General features: G+C 64.4%; 19 protein-coding genes. 3 read left to right on the top strand and 16 right to left on the bottom strand.

Annotated elements, in window-relative coordinates:
• Positions 1-3: 3 nt before the first annotated feature.
• Positions 4-798, bottom strand: coding sequence for an acyl-ACP--UDP-N-acetylglucosamine O-acyltransferase (gene lpxA, locus JQ616_RS08285; protein ID WP_212013592.1), 795 nt, complete (start codon positions 796-798; stop codon positions 4-6).
• 109 nt (positions 799-907) lie between these two features.
• On the opposite strand from lpxA, the gene JQ616_RS08280 reads away from it, so the two are divergent.
• Complete coding sequence (locus JQ616_RS08280) at positions 908-1258, top strand: KTSC domain-containing protein (RefSeq protein WP_349629971.1); 351 nt, start codon at positions 908-910, stop codon at positions 1256-1258.
• A gap of 12 nt (positions 1259-1270) precedes the next feature.
• Here JQ616_RS08280 and fabZ read toward each other — a convergent pair whose 3' ends face one another.
• The 13 genes from fabZ to JQ616_RS08215 all read right to left on the bottom strand — a co-directional run bounded on the left by fabZ (position 1271) and on the right by JQ616_RS08215 (position 18170).
• A complete protein-coding gene (gene fabZ / locus JQ616_RS08275) occupies positions 1271-1729 on the bottom strand; it encodes a 3-hydroxyacyl-ACP dehydratase FabZ (protein WP_016841580.1) in 459 nt (152 codons plus the stop codon).
• Positions 1729-2790: a UDP-3-O-(3-hydroxymyristoyl)glucosamine N-acyltransferase gene (lpxD, locus tag JQ616_RS08270; protein ID WP_212013589.1), complete on the bottom strand. Its 1062-nt coding sequence runs from the start codon at positions 2788-2790 to the stop codon at positions 1729-1731. Before lpxD ends, fabZ begins: the two co-directional genes overlap by 1 nt.
• 32 nt (positions 2791-2822) lie before the next feature.
• Positions 2823-5375, bottom strand: coding sequence for an outer membrane protein assembly factor BamA (gene bamA / locus JQ616_RS08265; RefSeq protein ID WP_212013587.1), 2553 nt, complete (start codon positions 5373-5375; stop codon positions 2823-2825).
• 175 nt (positions 5376-5550) lie between these two features.
• Complete coding sequence (gene rseP / locus JQ616_RS08260) at positions 5551-6702, bottom strand: RIP metalloprotease RseP (RefSeq protein WP_212014750.1); 1152 nt, start codon at positions 6700-6702, stop codon at positions 5551-5553.
• Positions 6703-6746: 44 nt separating this feature from the next.
• Positions 6747-7973 carry a 1-deoxy-D-xylulose-5-phosphate reductoisomerase gene (dxr, locus tag JQ616_RS08255; protein WP_212013585.1) on the bottom strand — a complete coding sequence of 409 codons (1227 nt, stop codon included), beginning with the start codon at positions 7971-7973 and terminating at the stop codon, positions 6747-6749.
• 4 nt (positions 7974-7977) lie between these two features.
• The gene (locus JQ616_RS08250) at positions 7978-8868 is read right to left on the bottom strand and encodes a phosphatidate cytidylyltransferase (RefSeq protein WP_433995958.1); all 891 of its coding nucleotides are present in this window, start codon (positions 8866-8868) and stop codon (positions 7978-7980) included.
• Positions 8865-9623, bottom strand: a complete 759-nt coding sequence (locus tag JQ616_RS08245; RefSeq protein ID WP_212013583.1) for an isoprenyl transferase — start codon at positions 9621-9623, stop codon at positions 8865-8867. Before JQ616_RS08245 ends, JQ616_RS08250 begins: the two co-directional genes overlap by 4 nt.
• A gap of 20 nt (positions 9624-9643) precedes the next feature.
• Complete coding sequence (frr, locus tag JQ616_RS08240; protein WP_028334007.1) at positions 9644-10207, bottom strand: ribosome recycling factor; 564 nt, start codon at positions 10205-10207, stop codon at positions 9644-9646.
• A 52-nt stretch (positions 10208-10259) separates the two neighbouring features.
• The gene (pyrH, locus tag JQ616_RS08235) at positions 10260-10976 is read right to left on the bottom strand and encodes a UMP kinase (RefSeq protein ID WP_212013581.1); all 717 of its coding nucleotides are present in this window, start codon (positions 10974-10976) and stop codon (positions 10260-10262) included.
• 71 nt (positions 10977-11047) lie between these two features.
• A complete protein-coding gene (gene tsf, locus JQ616_RS08230; protein WP_212013579.1) occupies positions 11048-11971 on the bottom strand; it encodes a translation elongation factor Ts in 924 nt (307 codons plus the stop codon).
• Between the two features lie 127 nt (positions 11972-12098).
• A complete protein-coding gene (locus JQ616_RS08225) occupies positions 12099-13091 on the bottom strand; it encodes a 30S ribosomal protein S2 (RefSeq protein WP_212013577.1) in 993 nt (330 codons plus the stop codon).
• A 223-nt stretch (positions 13092-13314) separates the two neighbouring features.
• Positions 13315-16842 (bottom strand): DNA polymerase III subunit alpha, encoded by a 3528-nt coding sequence (gene dnaE, locus JQ616_RS08220; RefSeq protein ID WP_212013576.1) that lies wholly within the window; start codon positions 16840-16842, stop codon positions 13315-13317.
• A 593-nt stretch (positions 16843-17435) separates the two neighbouring features.
• Complete coding sequence (locus JQ616_RS08215) at positions 17436-18170, bottom strand: outer membrane protein (protein ID WP_212013575.1); 735 nt, start codon at positions 18168-18170, stop codon at positions 17436-17438.
• 293 nt (positions 18171-18463) lie between these two features.
• Here JQ616_RS08215 and JQ616_RS08210 point away from each other — a divergent pair, with 293 nt between their 5' ends.
• Positions 18464-18757 (top strand): DUF3551 domain-containing protein, encoded by a 294-nt coding sequence (locus JQ616_RS08210; RefSeq protein WP_249136581.1) that lies wholly within the window; start codon positions 18464-18466, stop codon positions 18755-18757.
• A gap of 104 nt (positions 18758-18861) precedes the next feature.
• Complete coding sequence (locus JQ616_RS08205) at positions 18862-19131, top strand: DUF3551 domain-containing protein (RefSeq protein WP_212013573.1); 270 nt, start codon at positions 18862-18864, stop codon at positions 19129-19131.
• 112 nt (positions 19132-19243) lie between these two features.
• On the opposite strand, the gene JQ616_RS08200 is transcribed toward JQ616_RS08205, so the two are convergent.
• A complete protein-coding gene (locus JQ616_RS08200; protein ID WP_212013572.1) occupies positions 19244-19942 on the bottom strand; it encodes an ABC transporter ATP-binding protein in 699 nt (232 codons plus the stop codon).
• A gap of 9 nt (positions 19943-19951) precedes the next feature.
• On the bottom strand, positions 19952-21232 hold the full coding sequence (locus JQ616_RS08195) for a lipoprotein-releasing ABC transporter permease subunit (RefSeq protein WP_212013571.1): 1281 nt from the start codon (positions 21230-21232) through the stop codon (positions 19952-19954).
• Positions 21233-21276 lie beyond the last annotated feature (44 nt).

Genomic DNA, 21276 nt, shown 5'->3' with positions numbered 1-21276 from the left:
TGCTCAGTTCGTATCGGCGGGAAGGCAGAGCGGCCGGTGCTTGCCGCCCTCGATGAAGGTCAGGATTTCCGCGATGGCGGGATCTTCGCTCGCGAGCGGCTGCACCGACGCCAGCCGCTCGGCGAAGATGCCAGTCCCGTGGAACAGCTTCTGATAGAACGCGCGCACCACAGCCAGTCGCGCCTTGGTGAACTGGCGCCGCCGCATGCCGACGATGTTGAGGCCTTCGAGGGCCGCGTACTGACCGTTGGCGAGCCCGAACGGAATGATGTCGCCGCGCACGCCGCAGACGCCACCGATCATCGCCTGCGAGCCGACGCGGGTGAGCTGGTGCACCGCCGACAGGCCGCCGATATAGACGAAATCGCCGATCTCGCAGTGGCCGCCGAGCGTCGCCGAGGTCGCGAAGATCGCGTTGTTGCCGACGATGCAGTCGTGGCCGACATGGCTGTTGTTCATGAAGAAGCCGCGATCGCCGACGCGGGTGAGCCCGCCGCCCTTGATCGTCCCGACGTTCATCGTCACGCCCTCGCGGATCGTGCAGGCCTCGCCGACTTCGAGACGGGTCGGCTCGCCGCGATAGCTGAGATCCTGCGGCGGTCCGCCGAGTGCTGCGAACGGCGAGATGACGCAGCCGGCGCCGATCTTGGTGTGCCCGCTGACGGTGACATGCGCGATCAGCTTGCAGTTCTCGCCGAGCACGACATTGGGGCCGATGATGCAGTACGGACCGATCTCGGTGCCGGCCCCGATCACAGCGCCATCCGCAATCCGCGCGGTGGGGTCGATCATGCTCATGTCGTTACGGTCCGGAATTCGTTAGTGGCGCCAAGGTGCTATCAGTCGATTTGAGCGGTCGTTAGCGCGACTATGCCCGCCCTGTCCAGTGACGTATCATGACCGCCTGTTGCAAGAGAAGGTCGCAACCGATCCCATGGTCCGGGCCGCCGCGCTGATCCTCAGCCTGTTCTCTCTGCCGATCGGCCCGGAGACCGTCGATCTCGGCAACAGCACGTCCGTCTATCTCTCGCGCTTCGAATGCCGCGACATCAATCGCAGCACGATCGTGCAACGGGTCTGCTACAGCGCCGGCGAGCGCACGCTGCTGGTCGCGGTCAGAGGCAGCTACCAACGCTATTGCGGCGTCCCGGCTGCGACCTTCGACGCGCTGATGAGCGCGCCGTCGATGGGCGTCTACCTCAATCGCGTGTTACGAATCGCGGGCGCGGACGGCCGATATAACTGCACGACGTCGTAACGGCTGCTCGGCTTAATCCGTCAGCATCGCGCCGACATCGGCCTCGGCAACGACCTGGCCGTTGACCTTGGCATCGCCGTGAAACCACCACATCGTCTTGCGGCGGCCGAGCGAGCGCATGTGGTATTCGATGGTGTCGCCGGGCATCACCGGCTTCCTGAACTTGCACTTGTCGATAGTGAGGAAATACACCGCGCGCGGCTTCTCGGTACCCTCGACCGACTTGATGCCGATCACGCCGGCGGTCTGCGCCATTGCCTCGATCATCATGACGCCGGGGTACACCGGCCGGTCCGGGAAATGTCCCTGGAACGGCGGCTCGTTGAAGGTGACGTTCTTGATGCCGATGCCGCTGTAGTCGGTGCGGATCTTGATCACGCGGTCGATCAGCAACATCGGAAAGCGATGCGGGAGCGTCTTCAGGATATCGTTGATATCCACGAGCTCGAATTTGACCGGTGCCTCCTCCATCACTCCTGTTCCTTGCCTTTGGCTTCGTTGTCGCGCACCAGGCGCTCGACCGCGAGAATTTCCCTGAACCACTGCTTGGTCGGCTTGGCGAAATGCCCGCCCCAGCGGCCGTTGGGTGGGATGTCGTCCTTGACCGCGCTCATCGCCGTCACCTGCGCGCCGTCGCCGATCTTGAGGTGGTTGTTGATGCCCACCTTGGCGCCGAGCGCGACATTGTCGCCGATGGTCAGGCTGCCGGCGAGCCCGATCTGAGCCGCGAGCAGGCAGTGCCGGCCGATCGTCACATTGTGGCCGATCTGGACCTGATTGTCGATTTTAGTGCCCTCGCCGATCACGGTGTCGCGCAGCGAACCGCGGTCGATGGTCGAGGCGGCGCCGACCTCGACGTTGTTCTGGATCACCACGCGGCCGGTCTGTGGCACCTTCACATGCCCGGCCGGGCCGAAGAAGATGAAGCCGTAGCCGTCCTGGCCGATATTGCAGGCGGGGTGGATCAGTACGTTGTTGCCGATCAACGCGAACTGAATGGTGGTCTTGGCGCCGACATTGCAGTCGCGGCCGATCTTGACGTCGGCGCCGATCACCGCGCCGGCGCCGATGATGGTGCCCGCGCCAATCTCGACCCGCGGGCCGATCACGACCAAGGGATCGACGATGACGCCGTCTTCGAGACGCGCGGTGGGATCGATGATAGCCGACGGGGCGATACCTTCGGTCCCGAACCAGGATTGCGGCCGCAGCGCGTCGGCATGCCATTCGCGGGCGAGCTCGACGAACACCTGGAACGGCTTGGCGGCCCGCAGCACCGCGGTGCCCTTCGGCACCTGCGCCTCGAAGCGCGGGCTGACCAGGCAGGCGCCGGCCTTGGTCGCGGCCAGCTGGTCGGCGTATTTGAGATTGTCGAAGAACGCGAGATGCATCGGACCGGCCTCGTCAAGCGAGGCCAGCCCCCTGATCTGAAGCGCGCCCCTTTCGGGGTCGACCAGTTGCGCCTTCGTCAGCGTGGCAATGTCAGCCAGCGATGACGAAGGAGGACTTTTGAAGAAGATCGGCTGCGCCATTCCATCCGTCGCAGTCCGGTCGAGCAGCGGTATTAGAACGTCGTACCGCCGCCAAACCGGAATTCTTGCACGCGGTCATACGCACCCTTGGTCAGCGGCACTGCGTAGTCGAAGCGCAGCGGACCAAACGGCGACTGCCAGATCAGACCGACACCGACCGAGGTACGGACAACCTTGCTGTCGTCATACTGCAGGCCAAGGCAGGTGCCCGGAGACGGCGGGTTGTTGGTCGGCTTGATACAGCCGGGCGTGTTGACTTCGCCCGTCGCCGTCCACGACGTCGGTCCCTGGTAGTCGTACAGGCCGCCGGCGTCGGCATAGACCGCGCCCTTGAGCCCGACTTCCTTCGGCAGGAACCAGAACGGCATCTGCAGTTCCGCCGACACGCCCCAATACTTGGTGCCGCCGATCGCGTCCTGGGTACCGTAGGGGTTGATGTCGCGCGGACCGATGCCGTTCGGCGCGAAGCCGCGAACCAGGTTCGGACCCATCTGGAAGTGATCGAGCATGCGCAGCTCGGTGCTGCCCATCTTGTTCAGGATACCGCCCTGGGCGTGGATCACGCCGACGATGTCGGAGACCAACGGGGTGTAGTACTTCGCGTCGATCGCGCTCTTGATGTAGCTGACGTCGCCGCCAACACCCGCGAAGTCCTGCTTGAAGTCGATGATCAGACCGTCGGTCGGGTTCTTGTTGTTGTCGAGCGTGTTGTAGTTGAGCGTGTAGCCCAGCGCCGAGGTGATGGTCGCACCGGCCGCCAGTTCCTTGCGGACCGGCAGCGAGGCTTCGCCATCGCTATAGCACCACAGGCCATTGGCCGAGGCGTCGGTGGCACCGAGCGCGTTGGCAGCCGCTGCACCGTTCGCCTGCACCCAGGCCGGCGACGGGTTGAACGCCAGCAAGCCGTTGCTGGTGTTCATGTTACAGTTGGCCAGCGTCGACGGCAGGGTGATTTCCTGCTGATAGATCGAGTAGCGCAGCTGCAGCGACAGGTCTTCCCGCAGGCTGAAGCCGAGGCGCGGGCTGAAGCCGAGCGTCTTGGTGCCGTAGGCGATGTAGCTGTTGGACAGCTGCTGGCGCTGATAGAAGTCGAGACCGAGCGCGACGCGGTAGTCGAGCAGATAGGGCTCGACGAACGACAGCGAGTAGCCGCGGGCATACTGGCCGTAGGTGACCGACGCCTTCGCGAACAGGCCGCGGCCGAGCAGGTTACGCTCGGAGACGCTGACTTCGGCCAGCGCGCCGTCGGTGGTCGAATAGCCGCCCGACACCGAGAAGTCGCCGGTCGATTTCTCCTCGAGATCGACGATCAGGATGACGCGATCGCTGGAGGAGCCCGGCTCGGTGGTGATCTTCACCGTCTTGAAGAAGTCGAGGTTCTTCAGCCGGCGCTCAGCGCGGTCGACCAGCGCCCGGTTGTAGGCGTCGCCTTCCGAGATGTCGAATTCGCGGCGGATCACGTAGTCGCGGGTGCGGCTGTTGCCGCGGATGTTGATGCGCTCGATATAGGTGCGCGGGCCTTCGTCGATCGCGAACGTGATCGACACCGTGTGATTGTCGAAATTGCGATCACCGCGCGGCCGGACCACCGCGAAGGCGTAGCCGCGGCGAGACGCCTCGATCTGCATTTCCTCGACCGACTTCTCCAGCGCCTCGGCGTTGTAGAGCGAGCCGACATTAACCCGCGAATAGGAGCGCAGCGCGTTCGGATCGAGAGTATTGATCGACGAGGTGAAGTTGACGGACGCGACGCGATACTGCTGGCCCTCTTCGATCTTGAAGGTAACCAGGAAGCCCTTCTTGTCGGGATCGTATTCGGTCAGCGCGGCCACGACCTGGACGTCGGCATAGCCGTTCTTGAGGTAGAAGCGGCGCAGCAGGTCGCGGTCGGCCTCGACCCGGTCGGGATCGTAGACGTCGTTGCCGCCGAGGAAGCTCAGCAGGTTCGATTCGCGGGTCTTGATGACGTCGCGCAGACGGGACGCCGAATAGGCGTTATTGCCGATGAATTCGATCGAGCGCACGCCGGTCTTCACGCCTTCATTGACCTCGAAGATCAGGTCGACGCGGTTGTTCGGCTGCTCGATGATCTGCGGATTGACCCGCACGTCGTAACGGCCCGAGCGCCGGTAGATTTCAGCGATCCGCAGCGCATCCGACTGAACCATCGGGCGCGAGAAAGTGCCGCGCGGCTTGGACTGGACTTCGGCGGTGAGCTGCTCGTCCTTGATCTTCTTGTTGCCCTCGAAGGCAACGCGGCCGATCACCGGGTTCTCGACCACCACGACGACGAGGCGGCCGCCCCGTTGATCAATGTGAACGTCCTGAAACAGGCCGGTCTCGATCAGCGCTTTCAGACCGTCGTCGATCTGGGCCTGGCCCAGCCGACCGCCCGGTCCGGGATGGAAGTAGGAGCGGATGGTTTCGAGTTCAACGCGGCGGTTCCCCTCCACCGTGATCGAATCGACAGACTGCGCTTGCGCAGGCGCAGACACAGTTACAGCCGCCAAGGTGGCAGCCACCGGCGCGGCGAACATGACCAAGGCGGCAAACAGCCCCCCCCTCACTCGCATTCCAAACATCATGCGCGACGCGCCCTTATCTTAGCAATGCCAGATCGTTCCCCAACGACCCGACAGATTCCCAACCTGCCGCTCAGCTTGTAACGAAGTTTGCCAAGGGGGCAAACTTACTACAGCAGAACATTTCCATTTTCATACCAAGACGTTGCCCATCGGCAACGCCACAAAAAAGCCTGTTTCAGGACCCGGCGATCCTGAGGATGTCGTTGTAGGTCGCAAACACCATCAACATCAGAACCAAACCCAGCCCGATTCGGAAACCCACCTCCTGCGTCCGCTCCGACAACGGGCGGCCGCGAAGCGCCTCCGCGCTGTAGAACAGGAGGTGCCCGCCATCCAAAAGCGGGATCGGGAACAGATTCAGCAGCCCGATCGAGACCGACAGGATGGCGCAAAGATTGACCACGAACTGGAACCCGGCGCTTGCGGCCTGCCCGGACAGCTTGGCGATTCCGATGACCCCGCTCACCTCGCCCGGATTGCCGGTCCCGACGAACAGGGATCCCAGGAACTTGAAGGTGCTGGCAATGATGTACCAGACCTGCTGGACGCCGATCTTCAGGGCTTCAAAGACGCCGACCGGGGCGCTGGATGATTCGCCGACCTGAGCCTTGTGCTCGATTCCGAGCACGCCGATTCGATGGGCATTGCCGAACGGGTCCTTGACCTCCTTCAGCGCAGGCGCCGCCTTGAGCGAAACGATCGCGCCATCCCGCTTCACCTTGAAGCCAAGTTCTGAACCAGCGTTCGAAGCTACGATCCGCTGCATGTCGGCAAAGCTCTGGATCACGCTGCCGTCGATCTCCACGACGACGTCGCCAACCTTGAAACCCGCATTCGCGGCGACGCTCTCGGCGACCAGGCCGTCAACCCGGGCGATCGTGCTCGGCTTGCCGTAATAGAGCGCCATGCCCGCGAAAATCAGGGCGCCGAGAATGAAATTCGCGATCGGCCCGGCCGCGACGATGGCGGTGCGCTTTCCGACCGATTTGTGATGAAAGCTGCCCTCGCGCTCCTCCGCCGTCATGGCGGCGAGCGATTCGGTCGACGGCGTCGATGCCTCGGTGTCGTCACCGAAGAACTTGACGTAACCGCCGAGCGGAATCGCCGAAATCTTCCAGCGCGTGCCATGCCGGTCATTGAAGCCGGCAAGCTCCGGTCCGAAGCCTAGCGAGAAGGTCAGAACCTTCACGCCGGCCCAGCGCGCGACCAGGAAATGGCCGAGCTCGTGAAAGAAGACGACAATGGTCAGGACGAACAGGAAAGGAACGATGTAACCCAGGAGCCCATGACTCAACGCATTGATACTATGAAGAAAATACTCGGGCATCAGATTCCCCTCGACAAGAGCCATCAGGCTCCGTCCCCAACCCTCTAGGTTGCCTTTAAGGCAATTTGAGGCAATAGGGCGGCAGCTTTATTTCTCGCGATATGGTCAACGGAAATCGCGTCGTCCGCCGAGTGCAGTGGTGGCTGATTCCCGGACCGGTTCCAATCGTTCATCGTCGCTTCGACCAGCCGGGCGATCGCACCGAACTTGATCTTGCCAGCGATAAACGCGGCGACCGCGATCTCGTTCGCGGCGTTGTAGACCGTCGTCGCACCGTGTCCGAGCCGCAGCGCCTCGTAAGCCAGCCGCAGCCCCGGAAAGCGCTGGAAGTCCGGCGCCTCGAAGGTGAGCTGCCCGATCTTGGCGAGGTCGAGCTTGGCGGACGGGCCGACGACGCGGTCGGGCCAGCCGAGGCAGTGCGCGATCGGGATCCGCATGTCGGGGGTGCCGAGCTGGGCCACCACCGAGCGGTCGGAGAACTCGACCATGCCGTGGATGATCGACTGCGGGTGCACCAGCACGTCGATCTCGTCGGGCGTCAACGCGAACAGATAGGATGCCTCGATCACCTCGAGGCCCTTGTTCATCATCGACGCGGAATCGATCGTGATTTTCTGCCCCATGCTCCAGTTGGGATGCTTCAGCGCCTGCTCCAGCGTCGCCTGCTCGATGTCGGCCGGAGCCCAGGTGCGGAACGGCCCGCCGGACGCGGTGATGATGACCCGCGTCAGTTCTTCGCGATTGCCGGACGCCAGCGCCTGGAACAGCGCATTGTGCTCGGAGTCCGCCGGCAGGATGCAGGCGCCGGCCTTCTTGGCCCGCTCCATGAAGATGTCGCCAGCACAGACCAGGCACTCCTTGTTGGCGAGCGCAACGGTGGCGCCGCGATCGACCGCCGCGAGCGCGGGCTTCAGTCCGGCCGCGCCGCTGACCGCCGCCATCACCCAATCCGCCGGCCGCGCGGCCGCCTCGATGATCGCGCTCTCCCCGGCCCCACATTCGATCCGGGTCCCAGCCAGCGCGTCCTTCAGCGCCGAAAGCTTCGTTGAATCGGCAATCGCGGCGAAGCGCGCGCCGAACTCTTTGGCCAGCTTGGCGAGACCCTCGACATTGCTGTTCGCAGTCAGCGCCTCGACCTGATAGCGGTCGCGCGCACCGCGCAGCAGATCCATCGTGCTGTCGCCGATCGAGCCGGTGGCGCCGAGGACGGTCACGGTCCGCACGGCGGACGCCGTCACGGCCTTGTTGTTACGCAACGGTACTGCGCTCATCTCATCACCAAACCATAAGACCGCGGCCGACGCCATCGGCGCCACCACGGAGAAAGCCGAAAATCGCCGCCACAATGACGGCCGCGACAAATCCGTCCAGGCGGTCCAACAGGCCGCCATGACCGGGAATGATGTGGCTCGAATCCTTCACTCCGAACCGCCGCTTCACCGCGGATTCGAAGAGATCGCCAAGCTGCGAGACCACCGACAGCACGGCGCCGAGCACCAGCAGCGGCCCGGTCGTCCCGATCTCGAAGGCGGCAAAGCCGGCCGCAACCACCAGGCTCGCCACGAAGCCGCCGATCGCACCGGCCCAGGTCTTCTTCGGACTGACCCGCACCCAGAGCTTTGGCCCGCCGATGCTGCGGCCCGCGAAATAGCCGCCGATATCAGTGACCCATACGATCAGCAACACGAACATCAGCGCGGCGAATCCCTTCGCCGGATCATTGCGCAGCAGCACCGATGCAATCTCGGCAGCCGCGGCATAGAGCAATCCCGCAATGGCCCAGCTGCGCCGCACTCCCGATGTCAGCGCGACCGCAACCACACCGACCAGAAGCATGTCCAGGGCCGCATCGATGCGGCCGGCCATCAGGCAAAGTCCGGCAAGCAGCAGCGCGAGGGCACCGGGCACCACGACGCGCAGCTCCCGTCCGAGCCCGGTGACGACAAGCCATTCCACGTACAATCCGACGGCCACCACCGTCGCCAGCAGCGACCAGGCGATGCCACCCAGATAAGCCAGCGCGATCGCGACCGGCGCCAGCACCAGCGCCGCAACCACGCGCATCACGAGGTTGCGCGACCCTTGCTCATTTGCTGCCGGCGGCTGCTCACCAGCTGCCGGCCGTTGCTCGCTTGCTGCCGCCGACGCGGCTTCGCCCTCGGTCACGAGCCGGTTTTCGCGGCGAGGCCGCCGAACCGGCGCTCGCGCTTGCCGTATTCCGCAATCGCGCCTTCAAGCGCCGCCTTGTCGAAATCCGGCCAGTGAATTGGCACGAACACCAGTTCGCTGTAGGCGGCCTGCCACATCAGGAAGTTCGACAGCCGCTGCTCGCCGCTGGTGCGGATAATCAGATCCGGATCCGGAATGTCGGGCGCATCGAGATACTGCCCGAGCGTGTCGGCATCGATGGAGTCGGCGTCGCGCTTGCCCTCGGCGACCTCGCGCGCAAGCCGTCGCGCGGCCGCAGCAATCTCCGCACGCGAGCCGTAGTTGAAGGCGACAACGAGGTTGAGCTTGGTGTTGTTCCGCGTCAGCTCCTCGGCTTCGTTGAGCAGCGCGCAGATGTCGGCATCAAGTCCGTCACGCTCGCCGATCACGCGCACCCGTACGCCGTCACGATGCAGCGTCGCCAGATCGTTGCGGATGAAGCGGCGCAAGAGGCCGAACAGATCGCCGATCTCGGTGGCGGGCCGCGACCAGTTTTCCGAGCTGAACGAAAAGATCGTGAGATAGACGATGCCGAGTTCATGGGCGGCGCGCACCACGCGGCGCAGCGCCTCGACGCCGCGGCGATGGCCCTCGACGCGCGGCAGGCCGCGCGATGCGGCCCAGCGCCCGTTGCCGTCCATGATGATCGCCACATGCAACGGACTGCCGGAGCGATCCGGTCCGTCAGTTGCTGGGGCGGCGGCGTTCGACATCGGCTGGTTCCCGTAAGCCCTCAGACCGTCAGGATTTCCTTTTCCTTGGCGGCAAGCAGCTGATCGACTTCGGCGATCACGCCGTCGGTTGCCTTCTGCACCTCGTTCGACAGGCGCTCCTGATCGTCCTCGGAAATCTCGTGATTCTTCTCGAGCTTCTTGATGACGTCGAGACCGTCGCGGCGCACATGGCGTACCGCGACCTTGGCCGCTTCGGCGTATTTGTGCGCGACCTTGACGAGCTCCTTGCGGCGCTCCTCGTTGAGTTCGGGAATCCGCAACCGCAGCACCTGGCCTTCGGTCGCCGGCGACAGGCCGAGATTGGAATCGACGATCGCCTTCTCCACCGCCTTGACCATCGTCTTGTCCCAGACCTGCACCGAGAGCAGGCGCGGCTCGGGTACGCTGATGGTCGCAACCTGGTTGAGCGGCATATGCGAGCCGTAAGCCTCGACCTGGACCGGCTCCAGCATGGACGCCGCGGCGCGGCCGGTGCGCAGGCCACCGAGCTCGTGCTTGAGCGATTGTGTGGCACCCTGCATGCGGCGCTTCACGTCGTTGATGTCAAAACCAGCTGCGGCCATGACGCTTCTCCCTTCACTAGAAACCGGCTACCGAGGCCCGGAGGCGCGGCAATCAGCCGGCGACGACCGTACCGTGTCCGGTACCGCGCAGAATCGCACCGATCGAACCGGGCTCCGCGATCGAAAACACGATGATAGGCAGCGACGTCTCGCGGGCAAGTGCGAAAGCGGTCGCGTCCATGACCTTGTAGCCGCCCTCGATCGCCTGCGAATGGGTCAGGCGGTCGAAGCGCTTGGCTTTGGGATCCTTCTTCGGATCGGCGCTGTAGACGCCGTCGACATTGGTGGCTTTGAGCACCGCCTGCGCGCCGATCTCGGCCGCGCGCAGCACGGCGGTGGTATCGGTGGTGAAGAACGGGTTGCCGGTTCCACCGCCGAGCAGGACGATGCGTCCCTCGGCGAGATATTTGTGCGTCGCAGTACGGGTGAACAGCTCGGAAATCTCCGGCATCACGAAGGCCGACAAGGTCCGCGCCGGGCTGCCCTTGCGCTCGATCGCCGCCTCCAGCGCGAGGCAATTCATCATCGTGGCGAGCATGCCCATCGTGTCGCCGGTCGGCCGCGACACGCCGCGTGAGGAGACCTCGACGCCGCGGACGATATTGCCGCCACCGATCACGACGGCGACCTCGATACCGAGTTTGCGGGCTGCGATGAGGTCGTCGGCGACGCGGTCGACCGTCGGTTGATCGATACCGAAGCCCTGGGAGCCGGCGAGATATTCGCCGGACAGCTTGATCACCACGCGACGATAGATCGGCTCGGCCATGATGCGATCGCTTTCCTATCCCGCGCAGGCAGGCCTCCGGCGCAAAGCGCCGGACGCCCTGGTGTCAGCGGTTACTTCTTGCCGCTGGCGGCCGCGACTTCGGCGGCGAAGTCGCTTTCCTGCTTCTCGATTCCCTCACCGAGAGCATAGTTCACAAAGCCAGCGATCTTGATCGGCCCGCCGATCTTACCCTCAGCTTCCTTCACCGCCTGGGCAACGGACTTGCCGCTGTCGTGGATGAAGGCCTGATCGAGCAGGCAGACCTCCTTGTAGTAGGTCTTCAGGCCGGAATCGACGATCTTCTCGATCACGTTCTCCGGCTTGCCCTGCTGGCGGTACTTGTCGGCCAGCACGTCCTTCTCGCGCTTGACGGTCTGCGGATCGAGCCCAGCCGGATCGAGCGCCAGGGGCTTCGCCGCCGCCACGTGCATGGCGAGCTGGCGGCCGAGCACGGCGAGTTCGTCGGTCTTGCCGGTCGACTCCAGCGCCACGATCACGCCGATCTTGCCGGCGCCATCGACGACGGCGTTATGGACGTAGCTCGACACCACGCCTTGGCTCACCTCGAGCGAAGCGGCGCGGCGCAGCGTCATGTTCTCGCCGATGGTGGCGATCGCATCCGAGATCGCGGTCTCGACGGTAACGTCGCCGACCTTGGCCGCCTTGATGGACTCGACATTGGCGCCATGCTTCAGCGCGACCTGGGCGATCATCTTGACCAGGCCCTGGAACTGCTCGTTGCGCGCAACGAAGTCGGTCTCGGAATTGACCTCGACCAGCACGCCCTTGGTGCCGGCGGTCAGCGCGCCGATCAGGCCCTCGGCCGCGACGCGACCGGCCTTCTTGGCGGCCTTGGAGAGACCCTTCTTGCGCAGCCAATCCTGCGCGGCGGTCATGTCGCCGTTGTTCTCGGTCAACGCCGCCTTGCAATCCATCATGCCCGCGCCGGTCGACTCGCGGAGATCCTTGACCATCGCTGCTGTGATCGTTGCCATCGTTCAATGTCCTTCTTGCCTGTGCAGAAACCGCGGCGCCCGATGGCGCCGCTGGCTGCGACAGGGAAATCGTTGTTCGTGGAAGCAAAGCGGCGGCCGGGTGAGACCCGGCCACGCCGCGTAACTTTTATTCCGCTTCGGCGAGCGTCTTGGCCTGGGCGACCCAGGCGTCGGCACGGCTCGGCAGACCGACTTCTTCGCCGATCTTGTGCGCGGTGTCGTGGTCGAGCTCGGCGAGCTGCCAGTAGTGGAAGACGCCGAGGTCGTTGAGCTTCTTCTCGATCGCACCGGACACGCCGGTGAGCTTCTTGAGGTTGTCGGCAGTGCCGCGCGGACCGGCGAGGCCCTGGAAGCCGGACGGCGCAGCCGCCGGGAGGTCTTCCTGCACGGGCGCAGCCGACGCACCGATATCGATTCCGGAATCGCCCTGGGCGCGGGAGATGCCGTCGATGGCGGCGCGCGCCACGAGGTCGCAATACAGCGAGATCGCGCGGCCGGCGTCGTCATTGCCCGGCACCACATAGGTGATGCCCTTCGGGTCCGAATTGGTGTCGACGATCGCGGCGACCGGGATGTTGAGCCGCTGGGCTTCCTGGATCGCGATGTCTTCCTTGTTGGTGTCGATCACGAAGATCATGTCGGGCAGACCGCCCATGTCCTTGATGCCGCCGAGCGAACGGTCGAGCTTGTCGCGCTCGCGCTGCAGCGTCAGCCGCTCCTTCTTGGTGTAGGAGCTGGCTTCGCCCGACGACAGCACGTCGTCGAGGTGACGCAGGCGCTTGATCGAGGCCGAGATCGTCTTCCAGTTGGTCAGCGTGCCGCCGAGCCAGCGCGAATTGACGAAGTACTGCGCCGAACGCTTGGCCGCATCGGCAACGCCGTCCTGGGCCGAGCGCTTGGTGCCGACGAACAGGATGCGGCCGCCCTTGGCGACGGTATCGCTGACCGCCTGCAGGGCACGGTGCAGCATCGGCACGGTCTGCGCGAGGTCGATGATGTGAATGTTGTTGCGGGCGCCGAAGATGTAATCCTGCATCTTCGGATTCCAGCGGTGGGCCTGGTGGCCAAAGTGAACGCCAGCTTCAAGCAACTGACGCATAGAAAAATCGGGCAGCGACATAGTGATAATTCTCCGGTTGGTTCCTCCGGAAACGTGTGAGCAGACGAGCCTTATGGCCCGGCTGCCACCGGACGGCCTTTTGAGCCATGTTTCCGTGTGAGATGGCGCGCTATATAGCGCGATTTGCGCCAGAAGCAAGGAAATACGGCCGGTTACACCGGCCGGCTGGGCCCAAATCGTGCCGAAACGGCCCTGTTTGGCGTCCCGGAGGCCCGTTTTCCCGTTACAGCGTCTGGACGTCGACCACGCCCGCGACCGCCTTGATCGCGCCGGCGATCTGCGGCGAGACCTTGTAGCGGCCGGGCAGCTTCATCTCCACCTCGGTTTCGAGGTCGAGCATCATCACCAGCGAGACGTCGCCGTCGGCTGCACCTGCCGGCGGCGCGGCTGCCGGCGCGGGCTTGGCCGCCAGCGGTTTTGCAGCAGCGCCCGGCGCGGGTGCGGCGTCCGGCATGTTGAGCCGGCGGGCGATCGAATCCAGCGGCTTGGTGTCGCGCACGAAGATGCGCAGGCCCTTCTGCGTCTTGGCCGCGGCATGATCCAGCGGTTCGGCGTGCAGCACCCTCGCCCGCACATCCTCGCCCTGTAGCTCGGCGCCGAGCTGCAGCAGCACGGCCGCGCCCGGCTCCAGCACGTCGCGATACTGCGCCAGTCCTTCGGAGAACAGCACCGCCTCGAAATGACCGGTCGGGTCCGACAGGCCCATGATGCCCATCTTGTTGCCGGTCTTGGTGCGCCGCTCCATGCGCGACACCACGGTTGCCGCGACCTTGCCCGCGGTGGCGCCGGTCTTCACCGCGCGCGAGAACTCCGCCCAGGATTGCACCCGCAGCCGCTTCAGCGCGGTGGCGTAATCGTCGAGCGGATGGCCCGACAGGAAGAAGCCGATCGCGTCGTATTCGCGCCGCAGCCGGTCCGCGGGCAGCCACGGCTCGATCTGCGGCAGCATGATGCTCGGCGCGTCCGGCGCGCTGCCGAACATGTCGTTCTGGCCCGAGGTCGCCGCCTCGTGGCTGCGCTGACAGGCGGCGAGGATCGCGTCCGCTCCGGCGAACACGCGCGCCCTGTTCGGGTCGAGCGTATCGAAGGCACCCGCCGCGGCGAGGCTCTCGATGATCCGCTTGTTGACCGCGCGCGGGCTCACCCGTGCGGCGAAATCGGCCAGCGAGGTGAAGACGCCACCCTTGTTGCGCTCGGCGATGATCTGCTCGACCGCCTGGATGCCGACGCCCTTCAGCGCGGCCAGCGCGTAGTAGATCGTGTTGCCGCTGACCTCGAAGGTCGGGCCGGAGCGATTGATGTTGGGCGCTTCGACCTTGATGCCGAGCCGCTGCGCCTCGGAACGGAATTCGGACAGCTTGTCGGTGTTGTTGAGTTCGAGCGTCATCGACGCCGCGAGGAACTCGACCGGGTAATGCGCCTTCATGTAGGCGGTGTGGTACGACACCAGCGCATACGCCGCCGCGTGGCTCTTGTTGAAGCCGTAGTCGGCGAACTTGGCGAGCAGTTCGAAGATCGTCTCGGCCTGGCCTTTCGGCACGGAGTTCTTCATCGCGCCGGCGACGAAGATGTCGCGCTGCTTGTCCATCTCGGCGCGGATCTTCTTGCCCATGGCGCGGCGCAGCAGGTCGGCCTGGCCGAGCGAGTAGCCCGCCATCTGCTGGGCGATCTGCATCACCTGTTCCTGATAGATGATGACGCCGAAGGTCTCCTTCAGGATCGGTTCCAGGATCGGATGCAGATATTCCGATTCCTCGTCGCCGTGCTTGCGCGCGCAATAGGTCGGGATGTTCGCCATCGGACCCGGGCGATACAGCGCCACCAGCGCGATGATGTCCTCGAAGCGGTCCGGCCGCATGTCGATCAGCGCGCGTCGCATGCCCTGGCTTTCCACCTGGAACACGCCGACGACGTCGCCCCGCGCCAGCATCTGGTAACTCGGCGCATCGTCGATCGGCAGTGTGGCGAGATCGACATGGACGTCGCGCTGCTTGAGCAGTTTCACCGCGACGTCGAGCACCGTCAGCGTCTTGAGGCCGAGGAAGTCGAATTTCACGAGGCCGGCCGGCTCGACCCATTTCATGTTGAACTGGGTGACCGGCATGTCCGATTTCGGATCGCGGTACATCGGCACCAGCTCGCTCAGCGGCCGGTCGCCGATCACGATGCCGGCGGCGTGGGTCGAGGCGTGGCGGGTCAGGCCTTCGAGGCGCTGCGCGATGTCGAACGCACGCGCCACCACCGGATCCTCGTCGCGGAATGCCTGCAGCTTCGGCTCGCCTTCGATCGCCTGCGCCAGCGTCACCGGAGCCGCGGGATTTTGCGGCACCAGCTTGGTCAGCTTGTCGACCTGGCCGTACGGCATCTGCAACACGCGGCCGACGTCGCGCAGCACGCCGCGCGCCTGCAGCGTACCGAAGGTGATGATCTGCGCCACCTGCTCGCGGCCATAGCGCTCCTGCACATACTGGATCACCTCGCCGCGGCGGTCCTGGCAGAAGTCGATGTCGAAGTCCGGCATCGAGACGCGCTCGGGATTGAGGAAGCGCTCGAACAGCAGCGCGAAGCGCATCGGATCGAGGTCGGTGATGGTGAGCACCCAGGCGACCAGCGAGCCGGCGCCCGAGCCACGGCCCGGTCCGACCGGAATGCCTTGCGCCTTGGCCCATTTGATGAAGTCCGACACGATCAGGAAGTAGCCCGCGTATTTCATCCGCATGATGACGTCGAGCTCGAAGGCCAGCCGCTTGCTGTAGTCCTCCTCCGTCATTCCCGGCGACAGGCCATGCACCCGCAGGCGATTGGCAAGCCCCTCCTCGGCCTGGCGCTTCAGCTCGGCGGCCTCGTCGGCGGCGGCATCGGCGCTCGCCGCACCACCAACCGTGAAGAACGGCAGGATCGGCTTGCGGGTCTTCGGGCGGAATGAGCAGCGTTCGGCGATCTCCACCGTCGAGGCCAGCGCCTCCGGGATATCGGCGAACAGCACCGCCATTTCCGCGCGGGTCTTGAAGCGATGATCGGGGGTCAATTGCTCGCGGTTGGTCTCGGCGATCAGATGGCCACCGGCGATGCACAGCAGCGCATCATGCGATTCGTAGTCGTCATTGCTGGCGAAGTACGGCTCGTTGGTCGCAACCAGCGGCAGCCCCTTCGCATAGGCGAGATCGATCAGCCCGCCCTCGGTGCGGCGCTCCTTGTCGATGCCATGGCGCTGCAATTCGATGTAGAGCCGGTCGCCGAACAGGCTGGCCAGGCGCTCGCAGCGGGTGGTCGCCAGCGCCGGCTGTTCGGCACGCAGCGCCAGCGCGATCGGCCCGTCGGGGCCGCCGGTCAGCGCGATCAGATCCTCGGCGTGGTCGGTCAGCCAATCGATCTTGATGTGCGGCGTCTGGTTGACCGGGGTCTCCAGAAATGCCCGCGAGTTCAGCCGCATCAGGTTCTGGTAGCCGCGCTCGCGCGCCGCCAGCAGCACGATTCGCGTAGGTCCGGTCGTCGCCAGGATGCTCCGCGTATTCAGGTCGACGTCGCCGAAATCCACTGCAACCTCACAGCCGACGATCGGCTGGATGCCGTAGCCGGCCATCTTGTCGGAGAATTCCAGCGCCCCGAACATGTTGTCGGTATCGGTGAGCGCCAGCGCCGGCTGGCGGTCGGCCTTCGCGAGTTCGCCGAGCTTGGCGATCTTGATTGAGCCCTTCAGCAGCGAATAGGCGGAATGAACGTGAAGGTGGACGAATCCGGCATTCGGCATGGCTGCTTACGGGGATCTCTTGAGGCAGGGATGGCGCGAGTGTCAGAGCCCGAGCTCGAAAGCATCAGGCCCGACTCGCCTCCCCATCGTGGGGCCTCGACCCCGCCAAGTCCACGCCGAACCGGGCGTGGCGGCAGGTCCTCCCGCTTTTCCCCAGGGGGCACCGATGCCCCTGTGCCCGCGGGCACAATTTCAGAACTGGGTGATCAGCTGGGCCCAAACCGCGATCATCCCCACGAACAGCGTGATCGATGCCAGCGCCGCAGCTTCCTGCACGAAAATCTTCAACATGGCCGCTCTCCCTGAACTGGAACGTATGCAGAACATTGTTCCTTTTTTGTTCTAGGAGTCAAGCAACCGCGTTGGGCGGTTTGAAAACTGCCCCTCGAAAGAATTCCCTTGGTTAATCATGGCGGGAGTTGGCAGCGAGGCCTATCGCCCAGCAGCCGCGAGGTTGCCGGGCGCTTCCCCCAGTCGTCGGCCGGTGGAGATGCCGCAGGGGCCAGGGCAATCCGTCTAGCCAACAAAAAACCCCGGGCCGAAGCCCGGGGTTTTCGTCGTCGCTTGGATCAAGCGAGCAATCAGTACTCGGCTCAGTACTTCGCGATGATCGGACCACCGAACTTGTAGTTCAGACGGCCGAGGACCATGTCGGTGTCGCCACCGGTGTGGAAGCCGGCAACCGCAACACCGGCCGGGGTGACGAAGGTCGCGCCGTGGGTGTCTTCGAAGATGTGGTTGTATTCGACGCCGAGCGACCAGCCCTGAGCGAAGGCGAATTCGAGGCCAACGCCAACCGTCGGGCTCCAACGGGTGTCGTAGCCGGTCGAGGACGCCAGCGCGCCGCCGGGAGCCAGGAACTCGTAGTTGCGGTCGGTGACCGCAGCACCGCCCTTGGCGTACAACAGGACGTTGTTCCAAGCGTAGCCGATCTGGCCGGTGAACAGGCCGAACGCATCGGTCTTCGAGCGAACGACGCCGCCCGGGACGACCAGGTTGCCGGTGCTGCCCGAGAAGTCAGCCCAGTTGCCCTGAGCTTCCAGACCGAACACCCAGCCGCCGGTCTGCCAGCGGTAGCCGACCTGGCCACCGACGGTGCCGCCGTTGGCATCGTAGCTGCCGACGCCACCGAGGCCGTCGACCGAACGGTTGTCGTGGCTCTGGCCCCAACCACCGTTGATACCGATGTAGAAGCCGGTCCAATCATAAACGGCGGCAACCATGGGCGGCGGAGCCTTGGTGTAAGGGCGAGCCGCGAGGTCAGCCGCGGAAGCAGCGGTCGCGCTGAGCGCGATCAGGCTGGCGGTGACAAGCAAAATCTTCTTCATTTTTCCCGTTCCAACTTTTTCTACAGGCCCCCAAGGCCGCGAGACACCCTCATAGCAGCCCGGAACGGAATTGCTGTAACTTCGCTGCAACAGGCAGGCTCAAACGACTTCGCTCAAATTTGAAGTTAATACTGTATTACAAGTACTTCTTGGAACTTTTGCCACATAGCTGCCGCACAATTTTCACAATTCAAATCCGCGTGCGCAACGGCGCGCAAGATCGTGTTGACCGGAACCAGCTTGTCCGATTTGGATCGTCGTCGAGATCGAATCTTCGCAGCAAAGGAATGCACATGCGGACGATGATATTTGCTGCAGCGGCTTCTGTGGTCGCACTCGCCGCGCTCGGCACTGCGCCGTCGCATGCCGTCGGCGTGCGCTACCCGTTCTGCATTCAGGGCGACCGCTATCCCGGTCTGAGCAATTGCTCGTATCCGTCCTATCAGGCGTGCCTCGCGACGGCCAACGGCATCGGCCAGACCTGCATCGCCAACCCCTATTATGCCGGCGACAACGACCCGCGCTCGTATCTTCATACGCCCGCGCGGGAGCGCGGTGACAGCTTCTTCGATCTGTTCATCCACTGACGGACCGCGCTTCGGGCAACGGCAACCGGAATGTGCCTTGATGCACATTTCACGCAAGGGCGCCTGTGACGCGCCCGCCGGCACCTGATCGACAGGAGATTCTGATGCGCAGCTTGATTCTGGCACTCGCGACCCTTGGCATCATCGCCAGCGCGCCCGCCGACGCGCAGAAATACGATTCGACCTCGCCGGTCTGCAAACGCAACTACCGCTGGGGCGGTGAGGACACCGACTGCGGCTACACGTCGCTGGCGCAGTGCCAGGCTTCAGCGTCCGGGCTGGCGGCGATGTGCATCGACAACCCCTACTATGCGGGGCCGCCGATCGACCATCGGACGAAGGCATCCGGCAGACGGTCCCGCCCTGCCTATTGAGAATTCAAGCGCTTTCCGCGCCGCTTAAAGCGCGGCGAAAAAGGCTCCGAATTCCGGATCTTAGCGTGCATTCCTCACGCGGATCGTCATCCGCTTCGCGTAAACAGTGCCGCTATTCGAGCTCGACGATCTGTCCGTCCGACAGCGACACTCTGCGATCCATCCGCGCCGCGAGATCCATGTTGTGGGTCGCGATCAGCATCGCAACGCGAGTCGCCTTCACCAGCTGCATCAGCGCGTTGAAGACGTGATCGGCCGTTCCCGGATCCAGATTCCCGGTCGGCTCGTCCGCAAACAACACCCGCGGCGCGTTGGCCACCGCGCGTGCGATCGCCACGCGTTGCTGCTCGCCGCCCGAGAGCTCGGCCGGACGATGGGTGATGCGGTCGCCAAGTCCGAGATAGGCCAGGATCTCGGTCGCCCGTTTGACGGTTTCGGAGCGTTTGAGGCCGCGAATCATCTGCGGCAGCATGACGTTCTCGAGCGCCGAGAACTCCGGCAACAGCCGGTGCGATTGATAGACGAAACCGATATCGGAACGCCGAATCTGCGTGCGGTCGACATCGGACATCTGCGAGGTCGGCGTGCCCGCGACATAGACCTCGCCCTCATCGGGGGTCTCCAGCAGACCCGCGATGTGCAGCAGCGTCGACTTGCCCGATCCTGACGGCGCCACCAGCGCCACCGATTGGCCGGGCCACAGCGCCAGCTTGGCGCCGTTCAGGATCGTCAGCGTCGCTTCGCCCTGCCGGTATTCCCGCTTGATGTCATGAAGATAGATGACCGGTGTGTCTTCCGCCCCCTCCGCCATGTGCGCTCCTTACTCGTACCGGAGCGCGTCGACCGGATCGAGGCGCGCGGCGCGCCACGACGGGTAGAGCGTCGCAAGGAAGGACAGCGTCAGCGCCATGATCACGACGGCGAGCGTCTCACCGAAATCGACCTCAGCCGGCAGCTTGGAGAGGAAGTACAGCTCCGGCGAGAACAGCTCGGTGTTGGTCAGCCACGACAGGAACTGCCGGATCGATTCGATGTTCAGGCAGATCAACATGCCGACCGCAAAGCCGGTCAGCGTTCCGACCACACCGATCGAGGCGCCGGTGATCAGGAAGATCCGCATGATCGAGCCCTGCGAGGCGCCCATGGTGCGCAGGATCGCGATGTCCTGCCCCTTGTCCTTCACCAGCATGATCAGCCCGGAGACGATGTTGAGCGCTGCGACCAGCACGATCATGGTCAGGATCAGGAACATCACGTTGCGCTCGACCTGCAGCGCGTTGAAGAAGGTCGAATTGCGCTGCCGCCAGTCGACCAGGAACACCGGCCGCCCGGCCGCCTCCGTCACCAGCTTGCGGTAGGTGTCGATCTTGTCCGGATTGGTGGTGAACACCTCGATCGAGGACACGTCGTTGTTGCGATTGAAATAGGCCTGCGCCTCGGCCAGCGGCATGAACACGAAGGTCGAATCGTATTCCGACATGCCGATCTCGAACACCGCGGTGATCTTGTAAGGCTTGATGCGCGGCGTCGTGCCCATCGGCGTCACCGCGCCCTTCGGCGACACCAGCGTGATCATGTCACCGGCGTGCAGCGAGAGCTGGTCGGCGAGCCGGCGGCCGATCGCGACCCCCTGCCCCTCGTCAAAGCCCTCGAGCGTGCCCTGCTTGATGTTCTTGGCAATCGAGGTGAGGTTGTTGAGGTCGTCGGCGCGGATGCCGCGGATGAAGACGCCGGCGGCGTTGAACGGCGATGAACCGAGCCCCTGCCCGTCGACGACAGGTGCGGCAAGGCGGATACCCTGCACCTGGCTGATGCGGTCGGCGACGTCCTTCCAGTCGGTCAAGGGCGATTCCAGCGGCTGCACCAGCAGGTGCCCGTTGAGGCCGAGGATCTTGTCGAGCAGTTCCTTGCGGAAGCCGTTCATCACCGCCATCACCACGATCAGCGTGGCAACACCGAGCATGATGCCGAGGAACGAAAAGCCGGCGATGACCGAAATGAAGCCTTCCTTGCGGCGCGCGCGCAGATAGCGTCCGGACAGCAGCCATTCGAATGGCGCAAAAGGCGGGGTGCGGACTGGCTCGGTCATGGTCTCATCCATCTCTCGATAATCCCATGATTCGGGCCAAATGTGGCCGGATTACC

The sequence above is a fragment of the Bradyrhizobium tropiciagri genome (assembly GCF_018130545.1).
Taxonomy (GTDB): domain Bacteria; phylum Pseudomonadota; class Alphaproteobacteria; order Rhizobiales; family Xanthobacteraceae; genus Bradyrhizobium; species Bradyrhizobium tropiciagri_A.
This window is presented reverse-complemented; position numbering and strand designations above follow the sequence as displayed.